The sequence below is a fragment of the Nitratidesulfovibrio termitidis HI1 genome, from assembly GCF_000504305.1.
GTDB classification, from domain to species: domain Bacteria; phylum Desulfobacterota; class Desulfovibrionia; order Desulfovibrionales; family Desulfovibrionaceae; genus Cupidesulfovibrio; species Cupidesulfovibrio termitidis.
On the sequence record NZ_KI632512.1, the window covers coordinates 3,529,414 to 3,554,801 of the forward strand.

At 64.6% G+C, this 25,388-nt stretch carries 18 protein-coding genes, 1 tRNA gene and 1 pseudogene; 12 read left to right on the forward strand and 8 right to left on the reverse strand.

Annotated features, from left to right (window positions below; all coding sequences use genetic code 11):
* Nucleotides 1–104: 104 nt before the first annotated feature.
* From DESTE_RS14095 to DESTE_RS14110, 4 genes are all read right to left on the reverse strand, one after another.
* Nucleotides 105–2,528, reverse strand: coding sequence for a penicillin-binding protein 1A (locus DESTE_RS14095; protein ID WP_035068254.1), 2,424 nt, complete (start codon nt 2,526–2,528; stop codon nt 105–107).
* Between the two features lie 11 nt (nt 2,529–2,539).
* Entirely contained in the window at nt 2,540–3,430 is an 891-nt protein-coding gene (locus DESTE_RS14100; RefSeq protein ID WP_245590857.1) for a YkgJ family cysteine cluster protein, read from the reverse strand.
* A gap of 1 nt (nt 3,431) precedes the next feature.
* A complete protein-coding gene (locus DESTE_RS14105) occupies nt 3,432–5,204 on the reverse strand; it encodes an ArnT family glycosyltransferase (RefSeq protein WP_084559476.1) in 1,773 nt (590 codons plus the stop codon).
* A 346-nt stretch (nt 5,205–5,550) separates the two neighbouring features.
* Complete coding sequence (locus DESTE_RS14110) at nt 5,551–7,059, reverse strand: aldehyde dehydrogenase family protein (RefSeq protein ID WP_281172060.1); 1,509 nt, start codon at nt 7,057–7,059, stop codon at nt 5,551–5,553.
* Nucleotides 7,060–7,511: 452 nt separating this feature from the next.
* On the opposite strand from DESTE_RS14110, the gene DESTE_RS14115 reads away from it, so the two are divergent.
* Both DESTE_RS14115 and DESTE_RS14120 read left to right on the forward strand, forming a co-directional pair.
* On the forward strand, nt 7,512–8,903 hold the full coding sequence (locus DESTE_RS14115) for an NAD(P)/FAD-dependent oxidoreductase (RefSeq protein ID WP_035068255.1): 1,392 nt from the start codon (nt 7,512–7,514) through the stop codon (nt 8,901–8,903).
* A 267-nt stretch (nt 8,904–9,170) separates the two neighbouring features.
* Entirely contained in the window at nt 9,171–9,398 is a 228-nt protein-coding gene (locus DESTE_RS14120) for a hypothetical protein (protein WP_035070487.1), read from the forward strand.
* A 179-nt stretch (nt 9,399–9,577) separates the two neighbouring features.
* Here the strand turns inward: DESTE_RS14120 and DESTE_RS14125 are convergent, their stop codons facing one another.
* A complete protein-coding gene (locus DESTE_RS14125; RefSeq protein ID WP_035068256.1) occupies nt 9,578–10,447 on the reverse strand; it encodes a hypothetical protein in 870 nt (289 codons plus the stop codon).
* A gap of 561 nt (nt 10,448–11,008) precedes the next feature.
* On the opposite strand from DESTE_RS14125, the gene DESTE_RS14130 reads away from it, so the two are divergent.
* From DESTE_RS14130 to DESTE_RS18590, 4 genes and pseudogenes are all read left to right on the forward strand, one after another.
* A tRNA-Glu gene (locus DESTE_RS14130) sits at nt 11,009–11,085 on the forward strand.
* Nucleotides 11,086–11,332: 247 nt separating this feature from the next.
* Nucleotides 11,333–12,133, forward strand: a complete 801-nt coding sequence (locus tag DESTE_RS14135; RefSeq protein WP_219729294.1) for an alpha/beta fold hydrolase — start codon at nt 11,333–11,335, stop codon at nt 12,131–12,133.
* A 164-nt stretch (nt 12,134–12,297) separates the two neighbouring features.
* Nucleotides 12,298–12,528, forward strand: a pseudogene (locus DESTE_RS18585) (transposase); the annotation flags it as partial.
* A 47-nt stretch (nt 12,529–12,575) separates the two neighbouring features.
* A complete protein-coding gene (locus DESTE_RS18590) occupies nt 12,576–13,061 on the forward strand; it encodes an IS5 family transposase (protein WP_281172061.1) in 486 nt (161 codons plus the stop codon).
* Between the two features lie 284 nt (nt 13,062–13,345).
* Here DESTE_RS18590 and DESTE_RS14140 read toward each other — a convergent pair whose 3' ends face one another.
* Both DESTE_RS14140 and DESTE_RS17720 read right to left on the reverse strand, forming a co-directional pair.
* Nucleotides 13,346–13,657, reverse strand: a complete 312-nt coding sequence (locus tag DESTE_RS14140) for a type II toxin-antitoxin system RelE/ParE family toxin (protein ID WP_035068258.1) — start codon at nt 13,655–13,657, stop codon at nt 13,346–13,348.
* On the reverse strand, nt 13,644–13,889 hold the full coding sequence (locus DESTE_RS17720) for a type II toxin-antitoxin system ParD family antitoxin (protein WP_084559478.1): 246 nt from the start codon (nt 13,887–13,889) through the stop codon (nt 13,644–13,646). Before DESTE_RS17720 ends, DESTE_RS14140 begins: the two co-directional genes overlap by 14 nt.
* Before the next feature lie 169 nt (nt 13,890–14,058).
* Here DESTE_RS17720 and DESTE_RS14145 point away from each other — a divergent pair, with 169 nt between their 5' ends.
* The gene (locus DESTE_RS14145) at nt 14,059–15,978 is read left to right on the forward strand and encodes an SWIM zinc finger family protein (protein ID WP_035068259.1); all 1,920 of its coding nucleotides are present in this window, start codon (nt 14,059–14,061) and stop codon (nt 15,976–15,978) included.
* 48 nt (nt 15,979–16,026) lie between these two features.
* Here the strand turns inward: DESTE_RS14145 and DESTE_RS14150 are convergent, their stop codons facing one another.
* Complete coding sequence (locus tag DESTE_RS14150) at nt 16,027–17,073, reverse strand: Fic family protein (RefSeq protein ID WP_035070490.1); 1,047 nt, start codon at nt 17,071–17,073, stop codon at nt 16,027–16,029.
* A gap of 203 nt (nt 17,074–17,276) precedes the next feature.
* Here DESTE_RS14150 and DESTE_RS14155 point away from each other — a divergent pair, with 203 nt between their 5' ends.
* The 5 genes from DESTE_RS14155 to DESTE_RS17310 all read left to right on the forward strand — a co-directional run bounded on the left by DESTE_RS14155 (nt 17,277) and on the right by DESTE_RS17310 (nt 25,251).
* Nucleotides 17,277–19,145, forward strand: a complete 1,869-nt coding sequence (locus DESTE_RS14155; RefSeq protein WP_084559479.1) for a transporter substrate-binding domain-containing protein — start codon at nt 17,277–17,279, stop codon at nt 19,143–19,145.
* Nucleotides 19,142–20,590, forward strand: coding sequence for a sigma-54-dependent transcriptional regulator (locus DESTE_RS14160; RefSeq protein WP_051384478.1), 1,449 nt, complete (start codon nt 19,142–19,144; stop codon nt 20,588–20,590). Before DESTE_RS14155 ends, DESTE_RS14160 begins: the two co-directional genes overlap by 4 nt.
* Before the next feature lie 364 nt (nt 20,591–20,954).
* Entirely contained in the window at nt 20,955–21,815 is an 861-nt protein-coding gene (locus DESTE_RS14165) for a substrate-binding domain-containing protein (protein WP_035068260.1), read from the forward strand.
* A 242-nt stretch (nt 21,816–22,057) separates the two neighbouring features.
* Nucleotides 22,058–23,278 (forward strand): alpha-hydroxy-acid oxidizing protein, encoded by a 1,221-nt coding sequence (locus DESTE_RS14170; protein WP_084559481.1) that lies wholly within the window; start codon nt 22,058–22,060, stop codon nt 23,276–23,278.
* Nucleotides 23,275–25,251: a cytochrome b/b6 domain-containing protein gene (locus tag DESTE_RS17310; RefSeq protein ID WP_051384479.1), complete on the forward strand. Its 1,977-nt coding sequence runs from the start codon at nt 23,275–23,277 to the stop codon at nt 25,249–25,251. Before DESTE_RS14170 ends, DESTE_RS17310 begins: the two co-directional genes overlap by 4 nt.
* Nucleotides 25,252–25,388 lie beyond the last annotated feature (137 nt).

Consider the following 25,388-nt stretch of genomic DNA (forward strand, 5'->3'; position numbering starts at 1 on the left):
TTCGAAACGAAGCGCCCCGGCCCACGGTCCTCGAAAGTCCTCATGGAGCCGGGGCGCATGCATCCGGTCGTGTCCGTCATGTATGCCCGGACAGGCATTTCACGCTAGTACAGCTGCTTCAACAGGTCTTCCGCACTCTTGGTGTCGTCGTCGCCACGGTGCACCGGGTCGCCCGCCGTGGAGGTGGGCTGGGTGCCCAGCTGGAACGGCAGCAGATAGCTGGTTTCGGAACCGGGCCCGGCGATCTGGCCGGTCTTGCCGTCCACGCGCACCATGACGATACCGGGCGGCATGGGGAAGTCGTCCGGCGGGTACGAGGGCTCCACCACCTTGCGATAGTCCACGAAGATGGGCAACGCGGCGCGGCTGCCGGTTTCGAACTTGCCCATGGGCGCCACCTGGTCGAAGCCCACGTACACAGCGGTGACCAGGTGCGGGGTGTAGCCGATGAACCAGGCGTCGCGCTCGTCGTTGGTGGTGCCGGTCTTGCCCGCCAGGGGCCTGCCCAGCACCTTGGCGCGGGTGGCCGTGCCGTCCTGCACCACTTCCTTCATCAGGGTGGCCATGATGAAGGCGTTTTGCGGGCTGAGCACCTCACGCACGTCGGGTTTGGACTCGAACAGGGTCTCGCCCCAGGCGTCGCTGATGGAATGGATGAACCGGCGCTTGGCCACGCGCCCTTCGGCGGCAAAGGCGGTATACGCCTCGGCCATGTTGATGGGCGAAACGGCCACCGCGCCCAGGCTGACGGAAAGCTCGTTGGGGAACGGCCCTTCCAGCCCCAGCGCCGTGGCCCGCTCGATGACGGCGGGAATGCCAATCTTCTGGGCCACGCGGATGGTGCACAGGTTGCGCGACTTGGCCAGCGCCGTGCGCAGCAGGGTGGGGCCGTAGAACACGCCCTCGAAGTTTTCCGGCCGCCAGATTTTATCGGTGTACTCGTTCAGGTACACGAAGGGCGCGTCCAGCACCACCGACCCGGCGGTAAAGCCGTGGTCCATGGCGGCGGAGTACACGATGGGCTTGAACGACGAACCGGGCTGGCGCCTGGCCTGGATGGCCCGGTTGAACTGGCTGTCGCTGAAACTGTAGCCGCCCACCAGGGCCAGCACGTCGCCGGTGTCCGGCTCTACGGACACCACGGCACCCTGCACGTCGGGGTACTGTTCCAGCGAAAGCTGGACCACCCCGGCCTGCGAGACCAGCGTGGGGTTGTAGCTGGCGGCCTTGCCGTCGGCCCCCAGGGCGGAAACCCACACCACGTCGCCCACTTCCAGCACCTTTTTGGCGTCCTTGACGGCGGGCACGTTTTCGGGGGCGTAGCGGATGTCCGGGGTACGGCACCAGGCCATGGTCTTCACGTCGATGAAGCCCCGGTAGCCGCCCAGGCGCACTTCCGCGCCCTGCGGCACCACCTTGGTCACCAGCGCCCGCGCCCATGCGCCGTCGGCCAGCGTGGGGGGGGTGAAGTTCTCGTGCTTCAGGAAGGCGTCGTATTCGGCGGGCTTCAGCCTTTGCAGCGGGCCGCGCCAGCCGTGGCGGTGCGATGCGTCGTCCAGCCCGGTGCGCAGGGCCTTTTCAGCCGCCGCCTGGTGCACCGGCTCCATGCTGGTGCGCACGTGCAGGCCCAGTTCGTAGATGGCGTCCTCGCCGTAGCGGTCCACCTTCAGGCCCAGGCGCTTGACGTTGGCCTCGCTGAAGAAGTCGATGAGCTGGCGGCGCACCTCTTCAAGGTACCACGCGCCCTCGCGCCAGCCGCTGTCGTCCATGGACCGGTACACCAGGGGCTGGGCCACGGCCTCGTCGTATTCGGCGCGGTTGATCCAGCCCAGCTCCAGCATGCGGTGCAGCACGTACATCTGGCGCTGTCTGGTGGCGTCCGGATCGCGGAAGGGGTTGTACTTCGAGGGGGCCTGGGGCAGACCGCCGATCACCGCCGCCTCGGCCAGCGACAGTTCGTTGACGTGCTTGCCGAAGTAGGTGCGCGCCGCGGCCTCCACCCCGTAGGCGCCGCCGCCGAGGTAGATCTGGTTCAGGTAGATGGTGAGGATTTCGTCCTTGCTCAGGTATTTTTCCAGCCTGTAGGCAAGGATGGCTTCCTTTATCTTGCGCTCGTAGCTTTTTTCCGAGGTCAGCAGCAGGCGCTTGACGATCTGCTGGGTGATGGTGCTGCCGCCCTGCTTGATGGACCCCGCCTGCATGTTCTTGAGGAATGCGCGGAAGATGGCGACGGGGTCGATGCCCTCGTGCCGGTAGAAGCCGTCGTCCTCGGCCGCCAGAAAGGCCTGGGGCACGCGGGGCGACATCTTGTCCAGCGGGGCCAGGAAGCGCTTTTCACGGTAGAAATAGCCCATCACGCTGCCGTCGCGGGCATACACGGTGGTGACGAGGGGGGGACGGTAATCGGCGATGCGGGTGAAGCTGGGCAGGTCGTGCGAGGCCCAGATGACCAGCATGGCGGCAAGCCCGGCAGCGGCGGCAATGCCAAGCGCGCCGACGATGCCGAGGGTGAGCAGCAGTTTTTTCATGGGGGTGCGCGTTACAACGTTTCCGGCCCGTCGTCCAGAGCGCCCGGTTTGCCGGGCCGGGGCGGCCTGCGGCGGCCACGCGGCGCGGTGCGGGGATCGGGAATGGGCTGGGGTTTTGGCAGGAGGACCGCACCGGTGGAAGCCGGGGCGGCGGCATCGTCATTGGTGGGGGCGGACGGCGTCTCGAACGGCAGCCCGGCCTCGAAGGGGTCCAGCGGGGCCAGTCCCCAGGCCAAGCGCAGGCGCCCGAACAGGCGGCGAACGTCCTTTTCCGCCAGGTGCACGGCGGCCAGCACGTTGGCGAGGGTGCGCCCTTCGCGCACGGCCACGCAGTGGTCCGGGGTGAACAGGGTGATGCGCTCGCCGCGCATCCACAGGGGGAATAGCCGACAGTACCAGGGCCGCACCTCGCGCGGAAGGCGGCAGCCCTCCACGCCCAGAAAGGCGCAGTCGCCCTGCCGGTCCACGGCCAGGCGCAGGTGTTCGCCATGCAGGGGAAACAGGGCCTCCACGGCGGCTTCCTCGCCGGGGAACAGGCGCTTCATGCCGTCCACGAAGGGCCGGGTGTTGCGCTCGGTGGCGAATCCGCCCACATGGTCGCACCATTCCACGATGCGCTCCCATTCCGAGCGGGACAGGGGGAAGCAGAATTCCTCCTCGCCGGGGGTGGTGGAGCAGCACGTGGGCCCTTGGGCCGCGCAACGGGCGCAGGCCGAAGGGTCGGGCGCGGGCGTGTCGCGTTTGGCATGGGGACGCACGCAGGGGACGCCCGTTTCGCCAGTCGCGCCCGTCACGCCAACCGGGCCAACCGGGGCAACCGGGCCAACCGGGCCAACCGGGCCAGCCACATCGGGCGTTTCCGGCGTCTTGGACGTGCGGGGAGTGCGGGGTACGCGTGCCATGTCAGTAGGCTCCGGAGCCGGAACTGGGCCAGTTGCCGTTGAAGCCACGCAGCACCACCACCCAGAACGGGCGGCCCGGCTTGCCCCGGTGGGTGGACTGGTAACGGGTGACCTGCACGGATTCGAACATGCCTTCGAGCTGGCGGGGCATGTCCGGTCCGTCGCGACGCACCAGCACCGCGTCCCAACCCACCTTGTCGGCGGGCGAGGGCCAGATGTCGTACTGGCTCATGCGACGGCCGAAGTCGGCGCAGTAGGTAACCGGCTGGCCGGGGGCGTAGAACGCCAGCGAGGCGGTCATGTCGTAGGCGTCGGAAAAGAAGAACACCCGGTCCGGGTCGGGCAGTTGCCGGCGCACCTCGTCCAGGTGCTCGCCAAGGTCGGCCCAGCCCTTCAGACGGGTGGCGGGGTTGTATTCCGGCGGCAGGGGCAGCGCGTCCTGCGCGTGCACCAGCCCGAAGGTCAGCACGCCCAGTATCGCCCACACGGGCGCCAGCCTGCGCCACACCGTGGTGCGCGTACCCCCCGAGAACAGGGTGGCATCGCGACGACGGGCGGCCACAAGGTCCGCAAGGGCGCACGCGGCCAGCATGATGCCCGCAACGTAGCTCATGGCGGGCCAGTTGGGGTAGATGCGGGTGTGCAGGCTCCACAGGGTCATGCCGCCCCACAGGGGCCAGAATCCGGCGGCCAGCAGGATGTCGCGGCGCAGCCGGTCCGGATCGCCACAGGTGGCGGAAGGTGCGGCGGCACTTCCGCCTCCCTTGCCCACGGGCGTCTGGCCGGAGCAGGCGTTGCGCAGGGCGCGCCAGCCGCCCACCAGCATCAGGCCCAGCCACCACGGGGTGATGATGCCCGCCTGCGCGCCGAGGTGCTCCGGCAGGCGGTCCAGCCGCAGGAAGGTTTGCGCGGCCTTGCCCGCCACCCCGGCCAGGGTGGCCACGTGGCGGAAGCTGACCCAGTCGTTGGAAATGTTCCAGATAAGGATGGGCAGCATGCCCACGGCGGAACCCGCCAGCATGACCAGCAGCACCCGCGCGGCCACGCCGCGCGCCAGCAGGCCGTGGCGCGAAAGGCCCCACAGCCACAGCACCGCCACGCCCGCCATGGCCAGCATCATGTACTTGGCCAGCACGCCCAGCGCCATGCACGCGAACAGCAGCGCATAGGGCATGCGGCGGCGCGGCTCCTGCGATATCCAGTGCAGGCAGAACAGCGCGCCCGCCCAGCACACCAGCAGGGGGCTGTCAGTGGTCATCAGCACGCCGGATGCCATGAACAGCGGGGTGGTGTTGGCCACGAACAGGGTCAGCACGCCCAGCGCGGGCGCACGGAACAGCCGGGCCGTACCCGCGTACAGCAGGGTCTGGGCCAGGGCGGAATTGACCACCGCCCCCATGCGCACGCCGGTTTCCGTGTCGCCCAGCAGGGCCGTCCAGCCGTGGATGAGCCAGGCGATGAGCGGCCCCTTGGAATAGTAGGACAGCTGCAACCTGCGCGACCAGTCCCAGTACTGCGATTCGTCCTGCACCAGATCCAGCTGGCCGGAGACCACGAACCACAGCCGCACCAGCGTGGTGACGGCGATGATCAGGCCCGCGCACAGGGCGGGGTTGCGTTCCCAGATGGGGGCCGTGGGCAGGGTGGAGGGCATGGCCGCCGCCTTGGCGCGCGGGGTGCGCGGGCCGTGACCACCATCGGCGGTTGTGCCGGTGATGCTGCCGGATGGTGTGACGGACGGGCGGAATTCGGGCCGGTGTATGGATGCGGACATGCGCGCGAAAATGACCTGTGGGGATAATGATGATGGAAGGCGGCAGGCGCGGGCGGTGCCGCGTGCCGGGGAGCGTGGCCGGTGCACGTCGGTCGGGTGCAAACCGGTCAGGTGCGAGCCGTGCTGGCGTGAACCGTTGCGGCATGCATCGCTCCGGATCGGTGCCGCTGGGAATGTAGCCTCTCGCAGTGGGGGTGTCCAGAAGGGCGGGATGCGGCGGTGCCAGCCGACTCCGGGGAGGGGCGGGGATGAAGCGCCGTCTGCGGCGCCGGGCATGCGGACGGGCGGGACAGGTTCGTGCGGCGGCGGGCCGTGTGTTGCGGCGGTCCGCCGTCGCAAGGGGAAGCTACTTGTACAGCCGCTTGAGCAGCTTCAGCTTCAGGTCCGAACCGGGGGCGAAGCGCAGGGGGATGTCGAAGAAGTTGGAACCCACGGCTGCCGCGCGCGGGGCCGAGAAGGTGGCCAACCCGGCAGGGCCTGCCACCGCGCCATACCCGGCTTCGCCAACCCCGCCCTGCGGCAGGCGCGGGTTGGCAAGGTGGGTGGCCGCGTCGTTGATCAGCACGGCCCCGGCGCGAGTGGTTTCCATCAGCCGTTCGCCGCGCGCGTGGGCGGTGGTGAAGGCGTACAGCGCGGTAAGCGCGGGCAGCCCGGCCAGGAGGGCCGTGGCCTCGTCCAGCCGGGTGTAGGGGCGGACCACCAGTACGGGGCCGAAGCCTTCCTCGCGCAGCACCGGGCTGTCGTCGGGCACGTCGGTGATCAGGGCGGGCGGCACGTACAGGGAAGCGCGGTCAGCCTGGTTCGGGGCATCGCCGGGGCCGAAGGGCAGGGTGCGCCCGGCGGCCAGCCGTTCGGCCTGGCGCACGAACCCGGCGGCGGAGACCATGCGGCCAAAGTCCGCGCTGGCGCGCGGCTGCGGGCCGAAGGCGCGTTCCAGTTCGGTGCGCAGCGCGTCCAGCACGCGGTCCAGCACGGTGCGCTGCACCAGCAGCACGTCTGGCGCGGCGCGCACCTGCCCGGCATGCAGAAACTTGGCCCACACGATGCGCCGGGCGGCCATGGCGATGTCCGCGTCGCCGTGCACCAGCGCGGCGGATGGCCCGCCGGTGATGGCGGCATACGGGGTCAGCGTGGGGGCGGCCAGGGCGGCGATGGTCCGCGCGCCGCGCGTGTCGCCGTCGTACCACACGAAGTCGGGCGCGGCGGCCAGCAGGGCCTCGTCCGTTTCCGCGCCGCCGCTGACCACGGCCACGTGCTCCGGTTCGAAGTACTGGCGCACCATCCGGGCCACCATTTCCGCCGTGGCCGGGGCTTCCGCCGTAGGGCGCAGCACCACGGCGTTGCCCGCGCCGACGGCATCGGCCAGGGGCACCAGCAGGCTGCGGAACGGATCGGCCCAGTGGGCGTACGTCACGACGCGTCCCAGCGGCTGACGGCGCACGTAGCTGCGCGCCTTGAACTGCCCCAGCGACGAAAGCACCCGCCGCCCGCCGCAGAAGCCGGGCACGGCCTTGATCAGCCAGTCGATCTCGTGCAGCACGGGCACCACCTCGCGCACCAGAAAGGGGTGCTCCGGGCGGCCATAGTCGGCGCGGATGGCGTCGGCCAGACGGTCGCGGTAGCCCTGCACGCCTTCGCGCAGGCGGCGCAGGGCGTCCACCCGCGCACCGGAGGGCAGCACCGCGCCCGAGGCTATGAACGCGGCCTGGCGGGCGGCCAGCGCGGCCATGTCTTCACCGATGACGGAAGGGTCGGTGGCGGAGGGGACGGAGGATGCGGTGGGGGCGCCGACAGGCGCGGGAGTTCCGGAAGCGGAGACGGATGCGGCAACGTCGTGGGCGGCGGACTGGGTCATGGCGCACTCCTTGGCGGACGTTCCGGCACGGGGCGGATGCGCCCCGCCCGATACGCAATGTTCGGGGGACTGCTGGCGGCTGGCCGGGGCGCGGGACGCCGACTGGCGTCGTGAAAGCCCCGCGTGCGACGGACGGGCATGGGTGCGTGCCCGGTACGGACCGCCATTTTCCACAGATAACGCATCCCGCGTCGTCACGCCAGAGGGAAAGGGCGGGCCGGGGACCCTTGACAGGTCTGGCATTGCGGTGCAGCATACACTGGCCTTCGTGCGGCCCGGCGTCTGGAGCCTGCTGTTCTGCAGCAGCCAATGACGCTGACGGGGCCGGTCACTGCGGGCGCACGCGACACCGCTTGCGCCCCTTCGGCGTGCCCGTGGCACGGCGTGACGCAGGTGCCCCTTTCCCCATGCCGCGCGGATGCCGCAATGATCCGTCAGGGAGAGTTCTTACCATGTCCAAGGGTTCCAATCAGTTCGATGTCATCGTCGTGGGCGGCGGCCCCGCCGGGCTGTTCGCCGCGTACCATCTTGCCGAGCATTCCGGCCTGCGCACCTGCCTCATCGAGCGTGGGCAGGACGTGCGCAAGCGCAGCTGCCCCATCAACAAGACGCAGAAATGTCTGAAGTGCAAGCCGTGCCACATCCTGTCCGGCATGGGCGGGGGCGGCCTGTTTTCGGACGGCAAGCTCAATTTCATCCACAAGCTGGGCAAGACCGACCTTACCCAGTTCATGCCCCGTTCCGAGGCGGAGGCGCTGATCAACGAAACGGAGACCATCTTCAACCGTTTCGGCATGGACGGCCCGGTCTACCCCTCGGACATGGAGGCGGCCAAAGCCATCCGCAAGCAGGCCAAGAAGCACGGCATCGACCTGCTGCTCATCAAGCAGAAACACCTCGGCAGCGACTGCCTGCCCGACCATATCGCCTCCATGTGCGCGCATATCCACGACAAGGGCGTGGACATCCGTACGGGTGAAGAAGTGCGTTCGCTTACCGTGGAAAACGGTGCGGTGCGCGGCCTGGTCACCGACAAGGGCGAATATGCCTGCAAGGCGGTAATCATCGCCCCCGGCCGCGTGGGCGCGGACTGGGTGGGCGAACTGGCGCGCGGGCACGGCCTGGCCGTGAGCCAGCGCGGCATAGAGGTGGGCGTGCGCGTGGAAGTGCACAAGGACATCATGTCGGACATCACCAACGTGATCTACGACCCCACCTTCTTCGTGCAGACCGACAAGTACGACGACCAGACCCGCACCTTCTGCACCAATCCGGAAGGGTTCATCGCGCTGGAGAACTATCAGGACTTCGTGTGCGTGAACGGCCACGCCTACCGTCACCGCAAGTCGGAAAACACCAACTTCGCCTTCCTGTCCAAGGTGGTGCTGACCGACCCGGTGTCCGACAACCAGGGCTACGGCACCGCCATCGGGCGGCTGGCCACCATCATCGGCGGCGGCAAGCCCATCTTGCAGCGCTTCGGCGATTTGCGGCGGGGCCGCCGGTCAACGTGGAACCGCATCAACAAGGGCTACATAGAACCCACCATGACCAACGTGGTGCCCGGCGACATCGCCATGGCCCTGCCGGAACGCATTGTCACCAATCTTGTGGAAGGGCTGGAGCAACTGAACAACGTCATGCCTGGCATCGCCAACGAGGAAACGCTGCTCTACGCGCCGGAGATCAAGTTCTTCGCCACCCAGGTGGAGACGGACAACCGGCTGGAAACTTCGCTCAAGGGGCTGTTCGTGGCGGGCGACGGGCCGGGCGTCGCGGGCAACATCGTGTCCGCCGCGGCCACCGGGCTGATCCCGGCCAAGGCCATCATCGAACGGATGTAGCCGGGCGGTGCGCCGCTGCTTCCGGGAATCGGGGGCCGCGACGTGGATGTACAGGCACGAAACGGACGGGGCGTCTTGCGGGGCGCCCCGTTTTTTCGTGTTGTCTCGTCTCTTCGGTTGGATGGCGCCCGGCGGATGGCGCCTGGTACGCATGTCGGGATGGACTGCCCGGAGGTGACGTGCCCTGCGCGCCTTGAACATCGCGGGTTCGGCCTTATGTTTGGGGACAGGACTCCAACCGCGCCCGGCGCGAGGGAGGTAATGCGCATGTTCACAGGTATAGCGCGCGTGCCGAAGCACGTATGGGACAGCGACCCGGCCGTCCGGGATGACTTCGAACGGTTGATCGAACGGCTGGAAGGGCTGGCCCTTGATGTGGGGCTGGACCCCGACCGCAACATCTGCCTTACCGACAACAAGGAGGATGTGCGGGTGGGCATCAGCGAGGAAATGGACGAGTATCTGCGCGAGGAGCCCGGCACCTGGCGCATGTAGCGGATACGGCACGTTGGCCCGGAAGGGAGCAGGGATGCACCCCGACGGGCGCTGACCGGGCACGGCCCGGACGTGCCGCATGAAGGGAACAACGAAGGGGCGCTCCGCCTGTGGCGGAACGCCCCTTTTCATATGTGCGTGGATGTCCGGCACCCGGTGCTTGCCCGATTCGTTCCCGCCTACGAGCAGGATGACGATACCGAGCTTGGCGGAAACACCCGGATGGCCCAGGTCAGCGCCAGCGCGAACAACGCCGAGACGATGCCCACGGCGGCGTCCCAGAACGGCGGCGCGCCAAGGGCGATGCGCATGAGCAGGGTGGCGATGACGTAGCCGGAGTTGCGGAACACCGCGTGGAACGAGGGCATGAAGGTCTGCGCCACCAGCACCATCAGGATGTCCGCGAAGATGAGCACCGTGTAGATGGTCTCGAAGAAGTCGAACGACTGGCCGGTGGTGGCGAACATCCACCCGTCCCACAGGGCGATGCCGATGAACGCCAGAAACAGGCCGAGGGCCAGGATCTTCTTGGACATGACGTAGTGCATGCGGTCCATGGCCGAGGTGATGTACCCCTGCGGCCGCTGCACCTTGTAGTACAGGCCCAGACACAAGAAGATCACCAGCGCGGCGCTGGCCGATACGATGATGTGCAGCACGGGCTGAAAGTCGAGCGACAGGGTGATGGGCTCGTGCATGTGCGAAAGCTCCTTGAAGGAGTTCCGCAGCAGGATCAGCGCGAGAATCTCGAACTGCTTGCCCACCGAGCGCGACAGCGAGCAGGACAGCACCAGTATCAGGCTCATCACTTCCAGCACCAGCAGCATGGTGAAGGCAAAGTTGACGGCCTGGAAATGGTTGGAGGGAACGAAGCGGGTCAGCTCCACCGGCAGCCCGGCCAGCAGGCCGCGCCGGTTCAGTTCAATGGCGATGATGCCGCCGATGAACGCGAAGATGAGCGCAAGCGCCACCCGGCGCTGGGTGCGCGGGTGTTCCCAGTAATGGTCCAGCAGGTCGAAGAGATTGGTGAGTGGTTCTAGGCGGAACATGGTCGTGCCCGGGCGCGGGGGCCTGATGGATGGTTTCGTGTCTTTCGCGGCTACGCGGAGTGCGAGCCGCGTGCGCATTGACCAGTATCATCCGCCTATAACAGAAAATAATGACAAACAGAAAGGGATTTGCCTGAATTTTCCGAACCGTCGGTTGGTCCGCCCCGGCATTGCCGTATGGGCTCGGGACCAGGTTCACCGGCAAATCCCTTTCATCGGGAAGTGTTCCGTCGGCATTATTCCTTCATATCCTCCGCCGGGGTTTACCTGCGGCTGCCAGGGGAGCACCCGCGGGCCTCTGACATGTATGTCTGGGAAGCGGGGGCCTTCCCGGACTTGCATGACCTTTCCCTTGTCATACAGATAAGGCCGCGCGTCGGGGCGTCAAGCGCGGCGGACGGCGGTTGGCGTTATTTTGTGAGGGGGCGTCTGGTGTGGGTGTATCACTGCGTGGCGGGGAGAAGGGGGGCTGCCCGGTCCGCCGCCCCCGCCGAAAAAACAGTTGACGCGCGGTCACCCCGTTGGCTATTGAATCGCTCCGCGCCACTGGCGCGCCGGTGCGTCCCCATCGTCTAGTCGGCCCAGGACAACGGCCTTTCACGCCGTCGACAGGGGTTCAAATCCCCTTGGGGACGCCAAGAAAATTCAAGCACTTACATGAAAATGTGAGTGCTTTTTTCGTAGCGAGGCAAATCTGCCCCACGGTATGCCCCACAGCTTTTGAGAATTTTGAAATAATGCTACCAAAAGTAAGTAATCGCAAAGGTGATACAGAATATGGATCGGATAAAATTGGCTGCAAGACTCTGCTTGCTCTTGAGTTGCTATGTTCAAGTCGTCTGTGCTTCCACCTCGCAAAGCTGTAGTGAAAATGAGAATATGACCATGTTTAATCATAATACAGGAAAATATTTGGATATAGATGGAGCAAAAATTTATTTTGAAGAAATTGGCAGCAAGAATAAGCCGGCTCTTTTGCTGCTGCATGGTGGTTTTCAGACTATTCAGGATATAAATCCTATAGCATTCTTCCTCGTTGACGATTTTTATGTGATAGGAATCGACAGCAGAGGACACGGAAAATCCACATTGGGGCAGATTCCTTTGACATACGAACGGATGCAAAAGGATGTTGAGGCAATACTCAAGCATTTAAGAATAACCAAAGTGAGCATCATCGGATTTAGTGACGGCGGGACAGTCGCGCTCAGGATAGCTGCGGATAATGTTATCGCGGTGGATAAATTGATATCCATTGGAGCTTCGTGGGACGTGAAGGAGCTTTCTGGCTCAGAAGCAATGTACAACGAGATAACTCCTGAAAGTGCACAGGCTATGTTCGCTGATTTTTATAAGATTTACATAAAAATCAACCCTGAACCTGATTTCAATAAGTTTACGGCGGCTATGCTGGGCTTGTGGCTGGACAAAGAAAAAACCGGCTATCCCAACGAAAGTGTTGCTAAAATCGATTCGCAAACTTTGCTGATCCGGGGTGATAAAGACTTTTTAACCACTCTCACAGGCACAGTCACACTGGCTGGAATGATAAAAAATGCCGCGTTCCTGAATGTGCCTTTTGCCGAGCACGTTGTATACGAAGAGCAAAAGGCTATTTGCAAGGCGGTAATCAAACAATTTTTGACCGTTAATAACTCTCAATCACCCGGTAAAGGAAACGATTAATTCCGAGGCTTCGCCCCTGAAAGGATGAGCGTTTCCTTGATTTTTTTCCACCTCCGTATTTTTGTTCAGAAGGTCTTGAAAGGGGCGACCGTATTAGATAGTGTCGTCATTTGAATTTACAATGAAGCGCTCGCGTGATATTCTCTTTGACAACAGGGGGATACATGCAGGCAGCACATCGACGGCACGACATATCAGACCGGGTTTGGGAACTTTTGAAGCCTCACCTGCCGGGACGTGAAGGAGTCCGAGGCGCTACAGCACGCGACAATCGCCTGTTTATCAACGCCGTATTTTGGATTCTACGCACAGGTGCACCTTGGAGGGACCTCCCGCCGGACTATGGAGATTGGAAAAACACTCATCGTAGGTTTTGCCGCTGGCGAGACAAGGGGCAATGGGAGATGTTGCTTGAAACCCTTGTAAATGAGCCTGACTTTGAATGGTTGATGATAGATGCAAGCCACATCAAAGTGCATCCTCATGCGGCAGGTGCACGCGGTGGGAATCAGGACATGGCCCGCACAAAAGGGGGCTTAACTCCAAGATACACCTGGCCGTGGATGCGCATGGTATGCCGATCCGAATGTTTATTACAGCAGGTACCGTTGCTGATTGCGCACAAGCTCAGAGGCTTGTCGAAGGCATAGATGCCGAAAACTTGCTGGCTGACAAAGGATACGACAGCGGCATATTTGCGGAGAGCCTTGAGGCTAATGGAGTCACTCCGGTTATTCCGCCCAGAAAAGGGCGCAAGGCTCCGCGCGACTACGACAAACACCTATATCGCCTCAGACATCCGGTAGAAAACGCATTCTTGGAATTGAAGCGATGGAGAGGTGTTGCGACCCGTTACGCGAAAAATACGTCCTCATTTTTGGCCGCTGTTCATATCAGATGTATCGCAATTTGGACAAAAATCATTTGACGACACTATCTAGCCTAATACACTGTGTTTACAGATATTTTTCCGGATATTGACAAAAACGATTTCGGCGAATAGTAATATATCTTCGATGCTTGGGACGTGCCTGTCCATCTCCTTGGGCACGCCAAATTCCGGAATCGAGAGAGCGGCAAGGTATGAAACTACCTTGCCGCTCTTGTTTTTGCAGTCCCGGTTGCAACCCACGAGTCCGGCAGAATCTGGGGCATCCACAGGTGTTGAGGGTATCCTTGCACCATGGGGGGGCGTGCTGCTTCCGGTGCCCACTACTCTTGCTCCTGGAGGTGCATATCCACGTCCATCCGTCCGTGCAGGATGCGAATCACATCAAGGTATTCGTCTGAGGCACGGAAATAGACGACATGCATCCCGACCTTATATTTCCAGTAGCCTTCTCTGGCGGCAACCCGTTGCCAGACCCTGCTGCCGGATGCCAAGCCAGCAATGGCGGCCATGATGCCGTTGTGGTAGTCGTTCGCTTGTTCCAGCGACCATTGCCGGAACGTGTAGAGCCAGATTTCTTCAATATCTGCCTCGGCCAGGGGCGAGAATCTGCGGATGCGCTCACTCCTGGGCATGTTTTGCGCGCATCCTCTCCAGAAAGGATTCATTGTCGAAAAGGGCAGGTTCTCCTGATTTTTCCCCAGCTACCAATGCGCTTTGCAGGGATTTCAGTTTGAGATCGCGCTCTTCCAGCAGCCGAAGGCCAGCCCGCACAACGTCACTGGCGGAGCCATAACGGCCAGCCTGCACTTGCGAATTGATGAAGTTGGTGAAGTATTCACCCAAAGACACAGATGTGTTTTTCATTTCGCGTCCTCTTTGGTAGCTGTGGCAATATTTGGTATATATTGGTATCGTTGGGGGCAAGTCAATGTTTGCCCGTGCGTTCGCCACATCCACGGTCTGCCTCCGGGCTGCGCACCTGGCCGTCAAGATTTCCAGCAAAGTTCCGCTGACAACCATACCGGAGAACGCGATGAAGCAAGCGCCGCTGTTTCCCGGCGTCGAGTCGTTGACCATGAACGACATCGTGGCCTGGGCCGGGCACAGGGTGGCATCCCGGGGTCAGAAGTACCAGCGGGACGGCATGGTTGCGGCCATATCCATTGCTGCGGACGGAACCCTTGTGGCTGATGTGCATGGCAGCGAACCCTATTCGGTCATGGTATCCGTCGGAGAGGGCGGATGTCTCCGGTCTGTCTGCTCCTGCCCCTACCACATCGACTGCAAGCACGGGGTAGCCGCGCTGCTTGAGTATATCGAACGGATCAATGGCGGCGGGGAAGTACCGTCCGCATCTTTCGGCACCTCGTGTTTGCGGGATTCTCATCCCGATGGCGGGGGAGGCCGTTTGCCTGCGACTGGATACGTGGATTCGATTGTTTCCGCGCCGTTGGCGGATGGGGCTGGTGAGGATTTCCACCTTGAGGAGTACCTTGCCGGGCTGGGCAGGAAGCAACTTGTCGCCTGCGTGGTGCGGCTGGCCGGTGACATTCCGCAACTGCGCTCGTTCCTGAGAGAAGAGATGCTCGCACGTCGCAAGGACGCCCCAGCCTTGCTCTCGGAACTGCGCCGCGAAATACGGCGAGTCACCCGAATGGAGGCGTGGAGCGATCCTTGGGCGGGCAGGAGCAATGTTCCCGACTATTCCGGAGTGCGCCGGAAGATGCGCGTGTTACTGGATACCGGGAACTATGATTCCGTACTTGCGGAAGGAGATAATCTTTTACGGCTCGGGAAAGATCAGATCGAGCACAGCAGTGACGAAGGGGAAACCCGCGATGAAATCGCAAATTGCATTCCCCTTTTGCTGGAAGCGTTGCGCTGTTGCTCGTTTCCTGTGGCCGAAAAAATTTTATGGACCTTGGATGCCTTGCTTGGGGATGACTACGGCGTTTGTGATTCCCTGAAGGACTTTCTTGAAGAGGCGCATCCGCCCGCAGCATGGAATCTGGCGGCGGAAAGCCTGGCGGCCAGGCTGGAAAGGCTGCCCGTTACGAAAAATGACATCATGGCGGAATACCGACGTAATGCCGTCAGTGACTGGCTGGCTCGGGCGTTGGAACGCGCCGGACGGGGAGGCGAGATTCTCCGTTTGTATGAAGCGGAAGCGGAAGCCGCCGGAAGCTACAAGCGGCTTGTCGACCATCTGATGCGTGAGGGCAGGGATGCGGACGCGTTGCGGTGGATAGAGGAGGGCATCAGGACGGCGGAAATCAGTGCCGTTGGACGTGTGTGTGGCTTGCGCGACTGCCAGCGCGCAATCCATGCGAAACAGCAGGATTGGCAGTCGCTGCTGCTGCTCGAAGTCGAAGAATTCCTGCGCAAACCCGATGCCGACAGTTTCGCGGAGTGCCGCGCCGCAGTGCCTACCGGCGACATCTGGCCGGGGGTTCGCCGGGCGCTTCTGGATTTTCTCATTTCCGGCGGCATGCCGTGGGAACACTCCGATTGGCCTTCCGGACTCCGGAAGCCCGCAATAGAGGGATGCCGCGACCGTGGTGCATCCGGTTTCCCGATGGTTTTCTCCCTTGTGGCTATTGCGATCCAGGAAAAACATCCGGAAGACGTGGCTCGATGGCATGCCATGCTCCCTGCGGAGAAAGGCGGCAATCCGTTTCATGATACCGCGGCCATGGCGATGCAACGAAGCTTTCCGGAAAAATCCGTGAAGATATGGCAACGCATTGCCGAAGACTGCATATCCAGGACAGAAAAACACGCCTACATGGAAGCCGTGAACTATTTGCGGAAAATGCAGAAATTGATGTGCTCCCAAGGATTGGACGCGGAATGGCGAGCGTACGCCATTTCCCTGAAAACCCGGAATTCCAGAAAAAAACGCTTCCTGGAATTGCTGGATTCGATGGACGAACGCCCCCTCCTGAAACGATAACTACCGCCGTAACGGGAGTGCCCCCGCATGATCGGGGCGCTCTGCCTCTTACCCAAGCCTGTACCACACCCCCCGGCCCTTGCCCTGCATGGCAAGCTGACCGCTTTCCACCAACTTGCGGAAGTGTTCCTTCAGGGTGTTCCGGCTGGCCCCGGTCAGAATGGTCATTTCCTTCAGCGTTACCCGGCCATGCGCGCGGGCATGGTCCATGATGCGCAGGGAAAGTTCCGGCAGGGTCGCCAGCAGGATGCGTTCCCGCTCCACCTTCCGTTCCAGCCGCTGCATCTGCTGGTGCAGGGCACGCAGAAAGAACAGCAGCCAGGGCTGCCAGTCGGGCGTTTCGGTGCGGATGGTCACCTGCGTCTGGCGCAGTGCCAGGTAGTAACCTTCCCTGTTGTTCTCGATGGCGCTTTCCAGCGAACTGTACGGCGTGTAGCCGTAGCCGCAGCGCAGCAGCAGAAGCGTGATCAGGATGCGCGACAGGCGTCCGTTGCCATCCTGAAAGGGGTGGATGGCCAGGAAGGCCACGGTGAAGATGCCGATGACCAGCAGCGGATGCAGGCTTCTGGTTTCCAGCGTGGCGTTGGTCCATTCGACCAGTTCGCGCATCAGGCGCGGCGTGTCGAAGGGGGCTGCGGTCTCGAAGACGATGCCGATCTGCCGCCCCTCCCCGTCGAAGGCCGCCACGTTGCTCGGCGCGGTCTTGTACCCGCCCCGATGGCGTTCGTCCTTGTGGCTGTGGCGCAACAGGTCCCGGTGCAACTGGCGGATGTGGTTTTCCGTCAGGGTGATGTGCTCCCATGCCTGAAAGATCTGCTCCATGGTCTGCGCGTAGCCTGCCACCTCTTCCTCGTCGCGCGTGGTGAAGGCATGGTCGGAAAGGTGCGCCAGCAGCCGTTCCACCTCGCTGTCGGACAGCCTGCTGCCCTCGATGCGGGTGGACGAGCCAACGCTTTCGATGGTGGCCACCCGGCGCAGGGCCGAAAGGCGTTCGGGCGCAAGGGTGCCCAGTGCCTTCCAGGCGCCCTTGAACTCATCTATTTCCGCGATCAGGCCAAGAAATTCCGGCGTGATGCGCAAGGTGGTGGTGATCATGTCCGTATGTTCATCCGAAAACATCCGATTCGTCAATCCATAATTGCATCCGTTTTCATCCGATTATGGGCGGCAATGTGGCGCGATCATCCCCCCGTGGTCCTGTCGCCTTCAACACTCCCCATCACATTGACGCCACCCCGCCGAGTTTCTATGAGTGGCGGGTGCGTACTCCCAGCAGCAAACCGGCATTCCGGCCAGCCATGAACGGCCCCGGCCCTGCGACCAGCAGCATCCTGCCGGGCGTGGTCCGTGTGCTTGCCCTTGTCGTTGCGCTGTCCCTCGCCTCCACGGTCCCCCCGGCCCGTGCCGCTACCCCGCACGCCGTCCAGTCCGTGGAAGCAGCCGCTGCCCAACGCGCCCTCATCATCGGCGGCGACAGAAACTATCCGCCCTACGAATATCTGGACGACAAGGGCCAGCCCACCGGCTTCAACGTGGACCTTTCACGCGCGGTGGGAGAGGCCATGGGCGTGCCCGTGCGGTTCGTGCTCATGGACTGGTCGCGCCTGCACACCGCCCTTGCCGACGGCACGGTGGATGCCCTGCAACGCACCCCGTATTCCAACCTGTGGCTGCGCGAGGCGGAACTGACCCCGCCGCACACCACCATCAACCACGCCATCTTCGCCCGCAAGGGCACGCCCGCCGTCTCGTCGCTGGAAGAACTGGCCGGAAGGAAGGTCATCGTGCACCCCGGCGGCAGCATCAACGACATCCTCGACGGCATGGGCTACGAGAAGGACCTGATCTTTTCCAAGACTCCCGTGGGCGGGCTGCGCCGCCTTGCCGGGGGCGAGGCCGACTACGCAGTGGTGGCCATGCTGCCCGGCATGTTCACGCTGGAGCATGACGGCATCGACAACGTGCGCGTGGTGGCCAAGAGCGTCACCAGCCAGCCCTACGGTTTTGCCGTGCGCCACGGCGACGAGGCCACCTTGGCCCTGCTGGGCGAAGGGCTGGCGCTGGTCAAGCAGTCCGGCCGCTACCAGGAACTGCGCCGCAAGTGGTTTGGCGTCATGGACACGGAGGGCATCTCCGCCCGGGTGGTGGCGCGCTACGCCGCCGTGGTGCTGGGACCGCTGCTGCTTCTGTTGTGCGCGGCGGCGCTGTGGACGCGTTCGCTCAAGCGGCAGGTGGACCAGCGCACCCGCTCGCTCTCCGACGCCCTTTCGCAACTGCGCGAGAATCAGCAGCAACTGGTGCAGGCCGACAAGATGGCCGCCCTGGGGGTGCTGGTTTCCGGCGTGGCGCACGAGATCAACAACCCCAACGGGCTGATCCTGGTCAACGTGCCCATCCTCAAGAAGCTGAACGCAGAGGCCATGCGTGTGCTGGACGAGGTGTACAGCGAAAAGGGCGACTTTGCGCTGGGCGGCAGCAGCTATTCGCGCATCCGCGACAAGTTGCCCCGCATCGTCGAGGTGGTGGAGGAAAGCGCCCAGCGTATCCGGCGCATCGTGGACGACCTGCGCGACTTTTCGCGCGTGGCCCCGGCCAGCGACCATCAGCCCTTCGACCTTGGCGAGGTGGCGCAGAAGGCCATCCGGCTGGTGGGCAGTTCCATCAACAAGGCCACGTCGCGGTTCGATACGGATTTCGCCCCCGACCTGCCGCCGGTATGGGGCAACCCCTCGCGCATGGAGCAGGTGGTGGTGAACGTGCTGCTGAACGCCTGCCAGGCCCTGCCCGCGCCGGAAGACGGCGGGGTGGGGGAGGGGGGAGGCCTGCGCGACCCACGTGACCAGCGTGACCCACATGTCCCACATGTCCCACATGACGGGCGCGACCGACGTGACAGGGGCATCACCGTGACCACCGCCGCAGGGCCGGACGGCAGGTCGGTGGTGCTCACCGTGGCGGACGAAGGCGTGGGCATCGCGCCACAGGACATCCCCCGCCTGACCGACCCCTTCTTCACCACCAAGCGCGCCAGCGGCGGCACGGGGCTGGGGCTTTCCGTCTCGGCGGGCATCGTGCAGGAGCACGGCGGCAGCCTGGACTTCACTTCCGAACCGGGCCGGGGCACCACCGTGCGCCTTGTGCTGCCCGTGGCAGGCGGCGCGTCATGAGCGGATACTGCCCGAACACCCCGGAAAGCCTCGCGGCCCCCGGCATCCTGCTGGTGGACGACGAGGCGGACTGGCTGGCCTCCATGACCCTGCTGCTGGAATTTTCCGCCGGGCTGTCCGACGTGCGCGCCTGCCAGGACAGCCGACAGGTCATGGACATTCTGGACGCGGGGGGCATCGGCCTCGTGCTGCTGGACCTGACCATGCCGCACGTTTCCGGCGCCGATCTGCTGGCCGCCATTGCCGAACGCCACCCCGACGTGTGCTGCATCGTGCTTTCGGGCATGAACCAGCTGACCACCGCCGTGGAATGCATGCGCCTTGGCGCGTACGACTACTACGTCAAGACCGACGACGAATCGCGCATCGTGGGCGGCATCCTGCGGGCCATGCACATGCTGGAACTGCGCGCCGAAAACCGCGAGGTGGCCAGCCGCCTTGTCTCCGGGCAATTGCGCCAGCCAGAGGCCTTTGCCGCCATCCACACCCGCAGCGCAGCCATGCATGCCATTTTCGCCTACATCGAGGCCGTGGCCAGAAGCCCCCGGCCCCTGCTGGTCACCGGCGAATCTGGCGTGGGCAAGGAGAGTCTGGTGCGTGCCGCCCACGAACTGAGCGGCAGGCGCGGCCCGCTGGTGGCCCTGAACGTGGCCGGGCTGGACGACGCGGTGTTTGCCGACACGCTGTTCGGTCACGTGCGCGGGGCCTTCACCGGGGCGGACGCGCCGCGCCGGGGGCTGGTGGAAGAGGCGGCGGACGGCACGCTGTTCCTCGACGAGATCGGCGATTTGTCCATCGCCTCGCAGGTCAAGCTGCTGCGCCTGCTGCAAGAGGGCGAATACTACCCGCTGGGCAGCGATCAGCCGCGCAGGCTGTGCGCCCGCGTCATTGCCGCCACCCACGCGGACCTTGCCGCAAGCGAGCGGGAAGGGCGCTTCCGGCGCGACCTGTTCTTTCGCCTGCGCACCCACCATGTGGCCGTGCCGCCCCTGCGCGAGCGGCCTGAAGACATTGCCCCGCTGCTGGACCATTTTCTGGGCGAGGCGGCGGCAGCCATGGGCAAGCGCAAACCCACCCCGCCGCCGGAACTGGCCGCGCTGCTGGCCGCGTATCCCTTCCCCGGCAACGTGCGCGAACTGGCGGCCATGGCCTACGACGCGGTCAGCCTGCACACCGGGCGCATGCTGTCCATGGACGCCTTCAAGCGGCACATCGGCACGCCGGAAGCGGCAACCGCCATGGCCGTTGCCGTGGCGGAGGGCGACAACCCCTTTGCCGGGCTGCCCACCCTGCCCAGCTTTGCCCAGGCGGAGCGGCTGCTGCTGGACGAGGCCATGGCCCGTTCCGGCGGGCGGCAGACCCTGGCCGCGCGGCTGCTGGGGGTCACCCAGTCCGCCCTGTCCAAGCGCCTGAAGGCACAACGCCGCGACGACGACGCCAGCTGACGCATTCCCCCGCCATTCTTCCCTTTCATCTGCGCCATCGGATTTCCCCGCCGCCGTGTCCCGGCGATGGGGTATTCCGAATGGCATGGCATGCCGTTGGGCAAGCCGCGCCGATACGGCGTGAACGCTTGCCTTTTCCGTTTTCGGCGGAATTCCATTCCATGCGGCATACCCCTTCGTGCCTTTCCTCCTTCTGATTTGTTCAAATAATCACATTGATTCTACATTGTTGCCGGAACGCTTCGGGCTGGCATCGTACCTGCTTTGGGTGTTGCGACCACAGACGGGCGGATGGGCTGCATCGTCCCGCCGTGGCGCGCGTGGCATGGGGTCGCGCGTGGCAACGAACGAAGAAGGAGTGCGTATGCAACAGGCTGGTGCAATCAAGACCGCCGCGCGGCGGGGGCTGTCCGGCGTGCTGAAGCTGGCCGCGGCATGGGCCGTGGCGCTGGGCGTGGCTGTTTCTCCCGCCACCCCTGCGTGGGCAGCGGGAGACTCGGTGCCGCTGACCTACGAAGGGGCCAGCACCGTCGGCGGGGTAATCCTGCCGGAGGCCACAAAGCTGTTCACGGCAAAGTCGGGCGTGCAGTTCGGCGCCATCGGCACCGCCGGTGCGGGCGCGGGCTTCAAGGCGGTGGTGGCGGGCAAGGTGTCGTTCGGCGGCCTGGCCAGCGAACCCACCGCGCAGGAAAAGGCCCAGCTCACCGACATCGTGGTCATCGGCTACGACGTCATGGGCGTGTTCGTGCACGGCGCGAACCCCATCAAGGGCCTGAGCATGACCCAGCTCAAGGACATCTTTTCCGGCAAGGCCACCAACTGGAAGGACGTGGGCGGGGCCGACGCCCCGATCACCGTGTACAGCGAAAAGCTGGACGGGGGCCGGGCCACGGTGAAGGCCTTCAAGTCCATGGTGCTGGGCGACACCCCCTACGGCCCGGTGAAGGAACTGGACGACGCCACCGACTGCGTGGCCGACGTGGTGAAGGACGCCGGGGGCATTACCGCCGCATCCATGTCCTTTGCCCTGCCCGGCGCGGTGGCCGTGCCCGTGAACGGCGCCAGGCCCGATGCGGCTGGCGTGCGCTCCGGGGCCTACCCGCTGAAGCGTCCCCTTTCGCTCATCGCCGTCAATCCGTCCGCCGACGTCAAGGCGTTCTTCGAATTCATGCTCACGCCCCCGGCGCAGGCCGTGGTGGCGAAGTCGTTCGTTCCCGCGAAGTAGGGGCAAATCGTTTTTTTGCTCGTTGGCGTCGTCAAACTTCGCCTGCCATAGCTCTGCTGTCCTTATCCGTAAGGTTCGCTTCACTCACCTAACGGCTAAGGCTCGGTTGAATACGATAAGAGTATGCGCCCTCATGGCAGGCTTGTTTTCCTCGCCAACAAACAAAAATCCTGATTTGGCCTCACTCGCATGATCGACGACACATCCCCGTGCAACCGACAACACAAGGAAGGCGTTTTCCGATGACCAAGGACATGAACGATACCGACGCGACCCGCCGCAACTTCATCAAGGCAGGCATGGTGGCCGGGGCCGCCGCGCTGCTTACCCCCGTGCTTGCCAAGACCGCGCAGGCCGCTGCTCCCGTTGACGCCGCGGCGCCCGCTGCCGCCGCCGCCCCTGCTGCACCTGCCGCACCCGGCGCCAAGCTGAAGATGGGCGACGTGCTGCGCGTGGCCCGCGAAAAGCTGTACCCCATCTGTCGCGTGTGTCCGGAATGCGACGGCGTGGCCTGCGCGGGCGAAGTGCCCGGCATGGGCGGCATCGGTTCCGGCCAGGCCTTCAAGAACAACTACAATGCGCTGGCCCGCATCGAACTGGTCATGCGCACCTTCCACGACGTCAAGAAGCCCGACCTCACCACCACCCTGTTCGGGCAGAAGCTGTCCATGCCCGTGACCTCCGCCGTCACCGGCGGCGTCACCTACAACATGGGCAACAAGATGACCGAAGAGGAGTACATCAACTCCATTCTCGGCGGCTGTCTTGATGCGGGCACCCTGGGCTGGGTGGCCGACGGCATCGGCGACAAGATGGAGGTCTTCGAGCGCCGCATTTCGGTGCTCAAGAACCAGTTCGGCGGCAAGGGCATCGTGACCATCAAGCCCAAGACCAACGAAGAGATCATCAAGCGCATCCGCATGGTGGAAGAGGCGGGCGGCGTGGCCGTGGCCATCGACATCGACTCGGCTGGCCGCGCGGCCCGCGCCGTGCCCGGCCAGACCGTGGAGCCCAAGACCCCGAAGCAACTGGCCGAACTGGTGAAGTCCACCAGCCTGCCGTTCATCATCAAGGGCATCATGACGGTGGAAGAAGCGAAGATCGCTGTGGAAGTGGGCGCCAGGGGCATCTGCGTGTCCAACCACGGCGGGCGCGTACTCGACTACACCCCGGCAACCGCCACGGTGCTGCCCGCCATTGCCGCCGCCGTGAAGGGCAAGACCACCATCCTTGTGGACGGCGCGGTGCGGCGCGGGCAGGACGTGCTGAAGTTCCTGGCACTGGGGGCCGATGCCTGCCTGTGCGGTCGCCCGCTGGTGCGCGGCGCGCACGGCGCGGGCCGCGACGGCGTGGCCCTGATCATGAACACCATCAAGGACGAACTGACCGTGGCCATGACCCTGACCGGCGTGGCCGACGTGCGCAAGGCCACTTCCAACATCATCGCGAAGGTGCAGGCATGAAACGAGCCTGGAGTCTCCTGCTCCTGGCTCTGCTGACCGCCTGGCCGGGGCTTGCCCTGGCGACCAGCGAAGGGAAGGCCCTGCGCTACGGCGGCGGAGGCCAGGGGACCGTCATGTTCGACGGCAGGCTTCACGCGTCCAAGGGCTTCCGGTGCGACGACTGCCACTCGAAGCTCTTCGACACCAAGAAGACGGCCCATATCACCTTGGCCGACCACTTCACGGACAAGGCCTGCTTCAAATGCCACAACAACACCAACCAGGCGGACAAAGCGAGCGGCGCGGGCGGCACGGGCGGCACGGGGTATCCGCCCACGGCCTCGCGCGACTGCGCCACCTGTCACCGCAAGGTGGCGTCCAACGCGGTCACCTCCACCGACGCCATGGGCGGGGTCATCGCCACGCCCTTTGCCGGTGATGAGGCGCAAAAGGCCCTGCTGCTGTCCGGCAAGCGGGGCGTGACGGCCCAGAGCACGGCCTGCCTGTCCTGCCACGGCGCGGACACGCCGCCCCACCCGGTGACCGAGCGCGGCAAGACGCTGAACCTGCACATCGACAGGGCGGGCTACATGCACGGCACGCACGCCAACCTGCCGTGCGCCACCTGCCACATCGGCCAGAAGGGCGAGGACAGCTTCCTGCTGCAACCCCACGCGGTGGCCAGGCCGGACAACGCAACCTGTCTGTCCTGCCACAACGTGGGGCTGGCGCATCAGGTGAAGGCCTTCGGCCAGAGCACCCACGCCCAGAAGCTGGGCGACAAGGTGTCCTGCGACAGCTGCCACAACCCGCACGCCCAGCCCAAGAACCCGGCCAAGGTGGCCTATGCGCCGCTGACGGCCATGTACAACGCCCAGTGCCTGACCTGCCATGGCAACGCAGGCAAGCTGCGCGAACTGTCGGGCCGCTCCGTGCCCGACGCAAAGTCCGCGCACTCGTTCCTGGCCAACTGGGATGCCCACAGCCGCTCGGTGATGTGCGTGGAATGCCACACGCCCAACGACGCCGACGGCAGTATGGCCAAGCCCGACTCGCACGCCATAGGAGAGAAGAAGACCGCCCTGCGCAACTGCGCCACCTGCCACACCTCGGGCGAATCGCTCATCGTGGTGCGGGCCAGCGTGCATGTGGAAGGCGCGGGGCCGGTGACCTCCGGCTACTTCCCGCCCAAGCGGGTGATGCCGGAACTGGACCGTCCGGCCGCCACCGGCCTTGCCGCCGTGATCGCCCTGGTGGTGCTGCACGGTCTGGGCCGCATGGTCACGGGCAGGAAGGAACGCGGTCCCCATGGCCCGCATGGTCTGTTGACTTCGGAGTTCGTGTACCCCGGCTTCGTGCGGGTAACCCACTGGATCAACGCCGCGCTGTTCGTGGTGCTGGCCTACACCGGCCTTTCGGTGCGCTTCACGGAAAGCCCGTGGGCACTGGGGCTGGAGGCGGCGACCCGCATCCACAACGCGGGCGGCGTGCTGTTGGCCCTGAACTTCCTGGCGTACGTTGTCAGGGCGTTCCTGACCGGCGACATCCGCCAGTACCTGCCGGGGCCGGGCGAAGGCCTGCGCGCCCTGTTCATTCAGGCGCGCTACTACTGCTGCGGCATCTTCCGTGGCGAGGCCCATCCCTTCCCGGTGACGGCGCAGCGGCGGTTCAACCCGTTGCAGCGCGTGGCATACCTTGCGGTGTTCCTGCTGGGCATGCCGGTGCTCATCGCTTCGGGTCTGCTGCTGCTCCTGCCGGAATCGGTTTCGGCGTCCATCGGCCCCCGCCAGTTCCTGGTGGCGGCGCACTTCGTCATCGTGATCTGCTTCGCGCTGTTCTGCGTGGGCCACCTGTACCTTGCCACCACCGGGGCGACCCCGCTCAGCTTGGTGAAGGGCATGATCAGCGGGCGGCACGAGCACGAACCGCACGAACCGCACGAACAGGACGAGCAGGGCGGGCACCGTCCCATCGGGAAGGACGGCAACACGTAACCTCGCACGGTCCCGGGCCAGACCGGTAGCGGCCCAGAGCCGACCGGTTTCGGCCCGGGGCAGTCCGGTCACCTCCAACCAGCGACAAAGACGGGCGCCGGAGATTTCTCCGGCGCCCGTCACGCATTGGCGCGTTG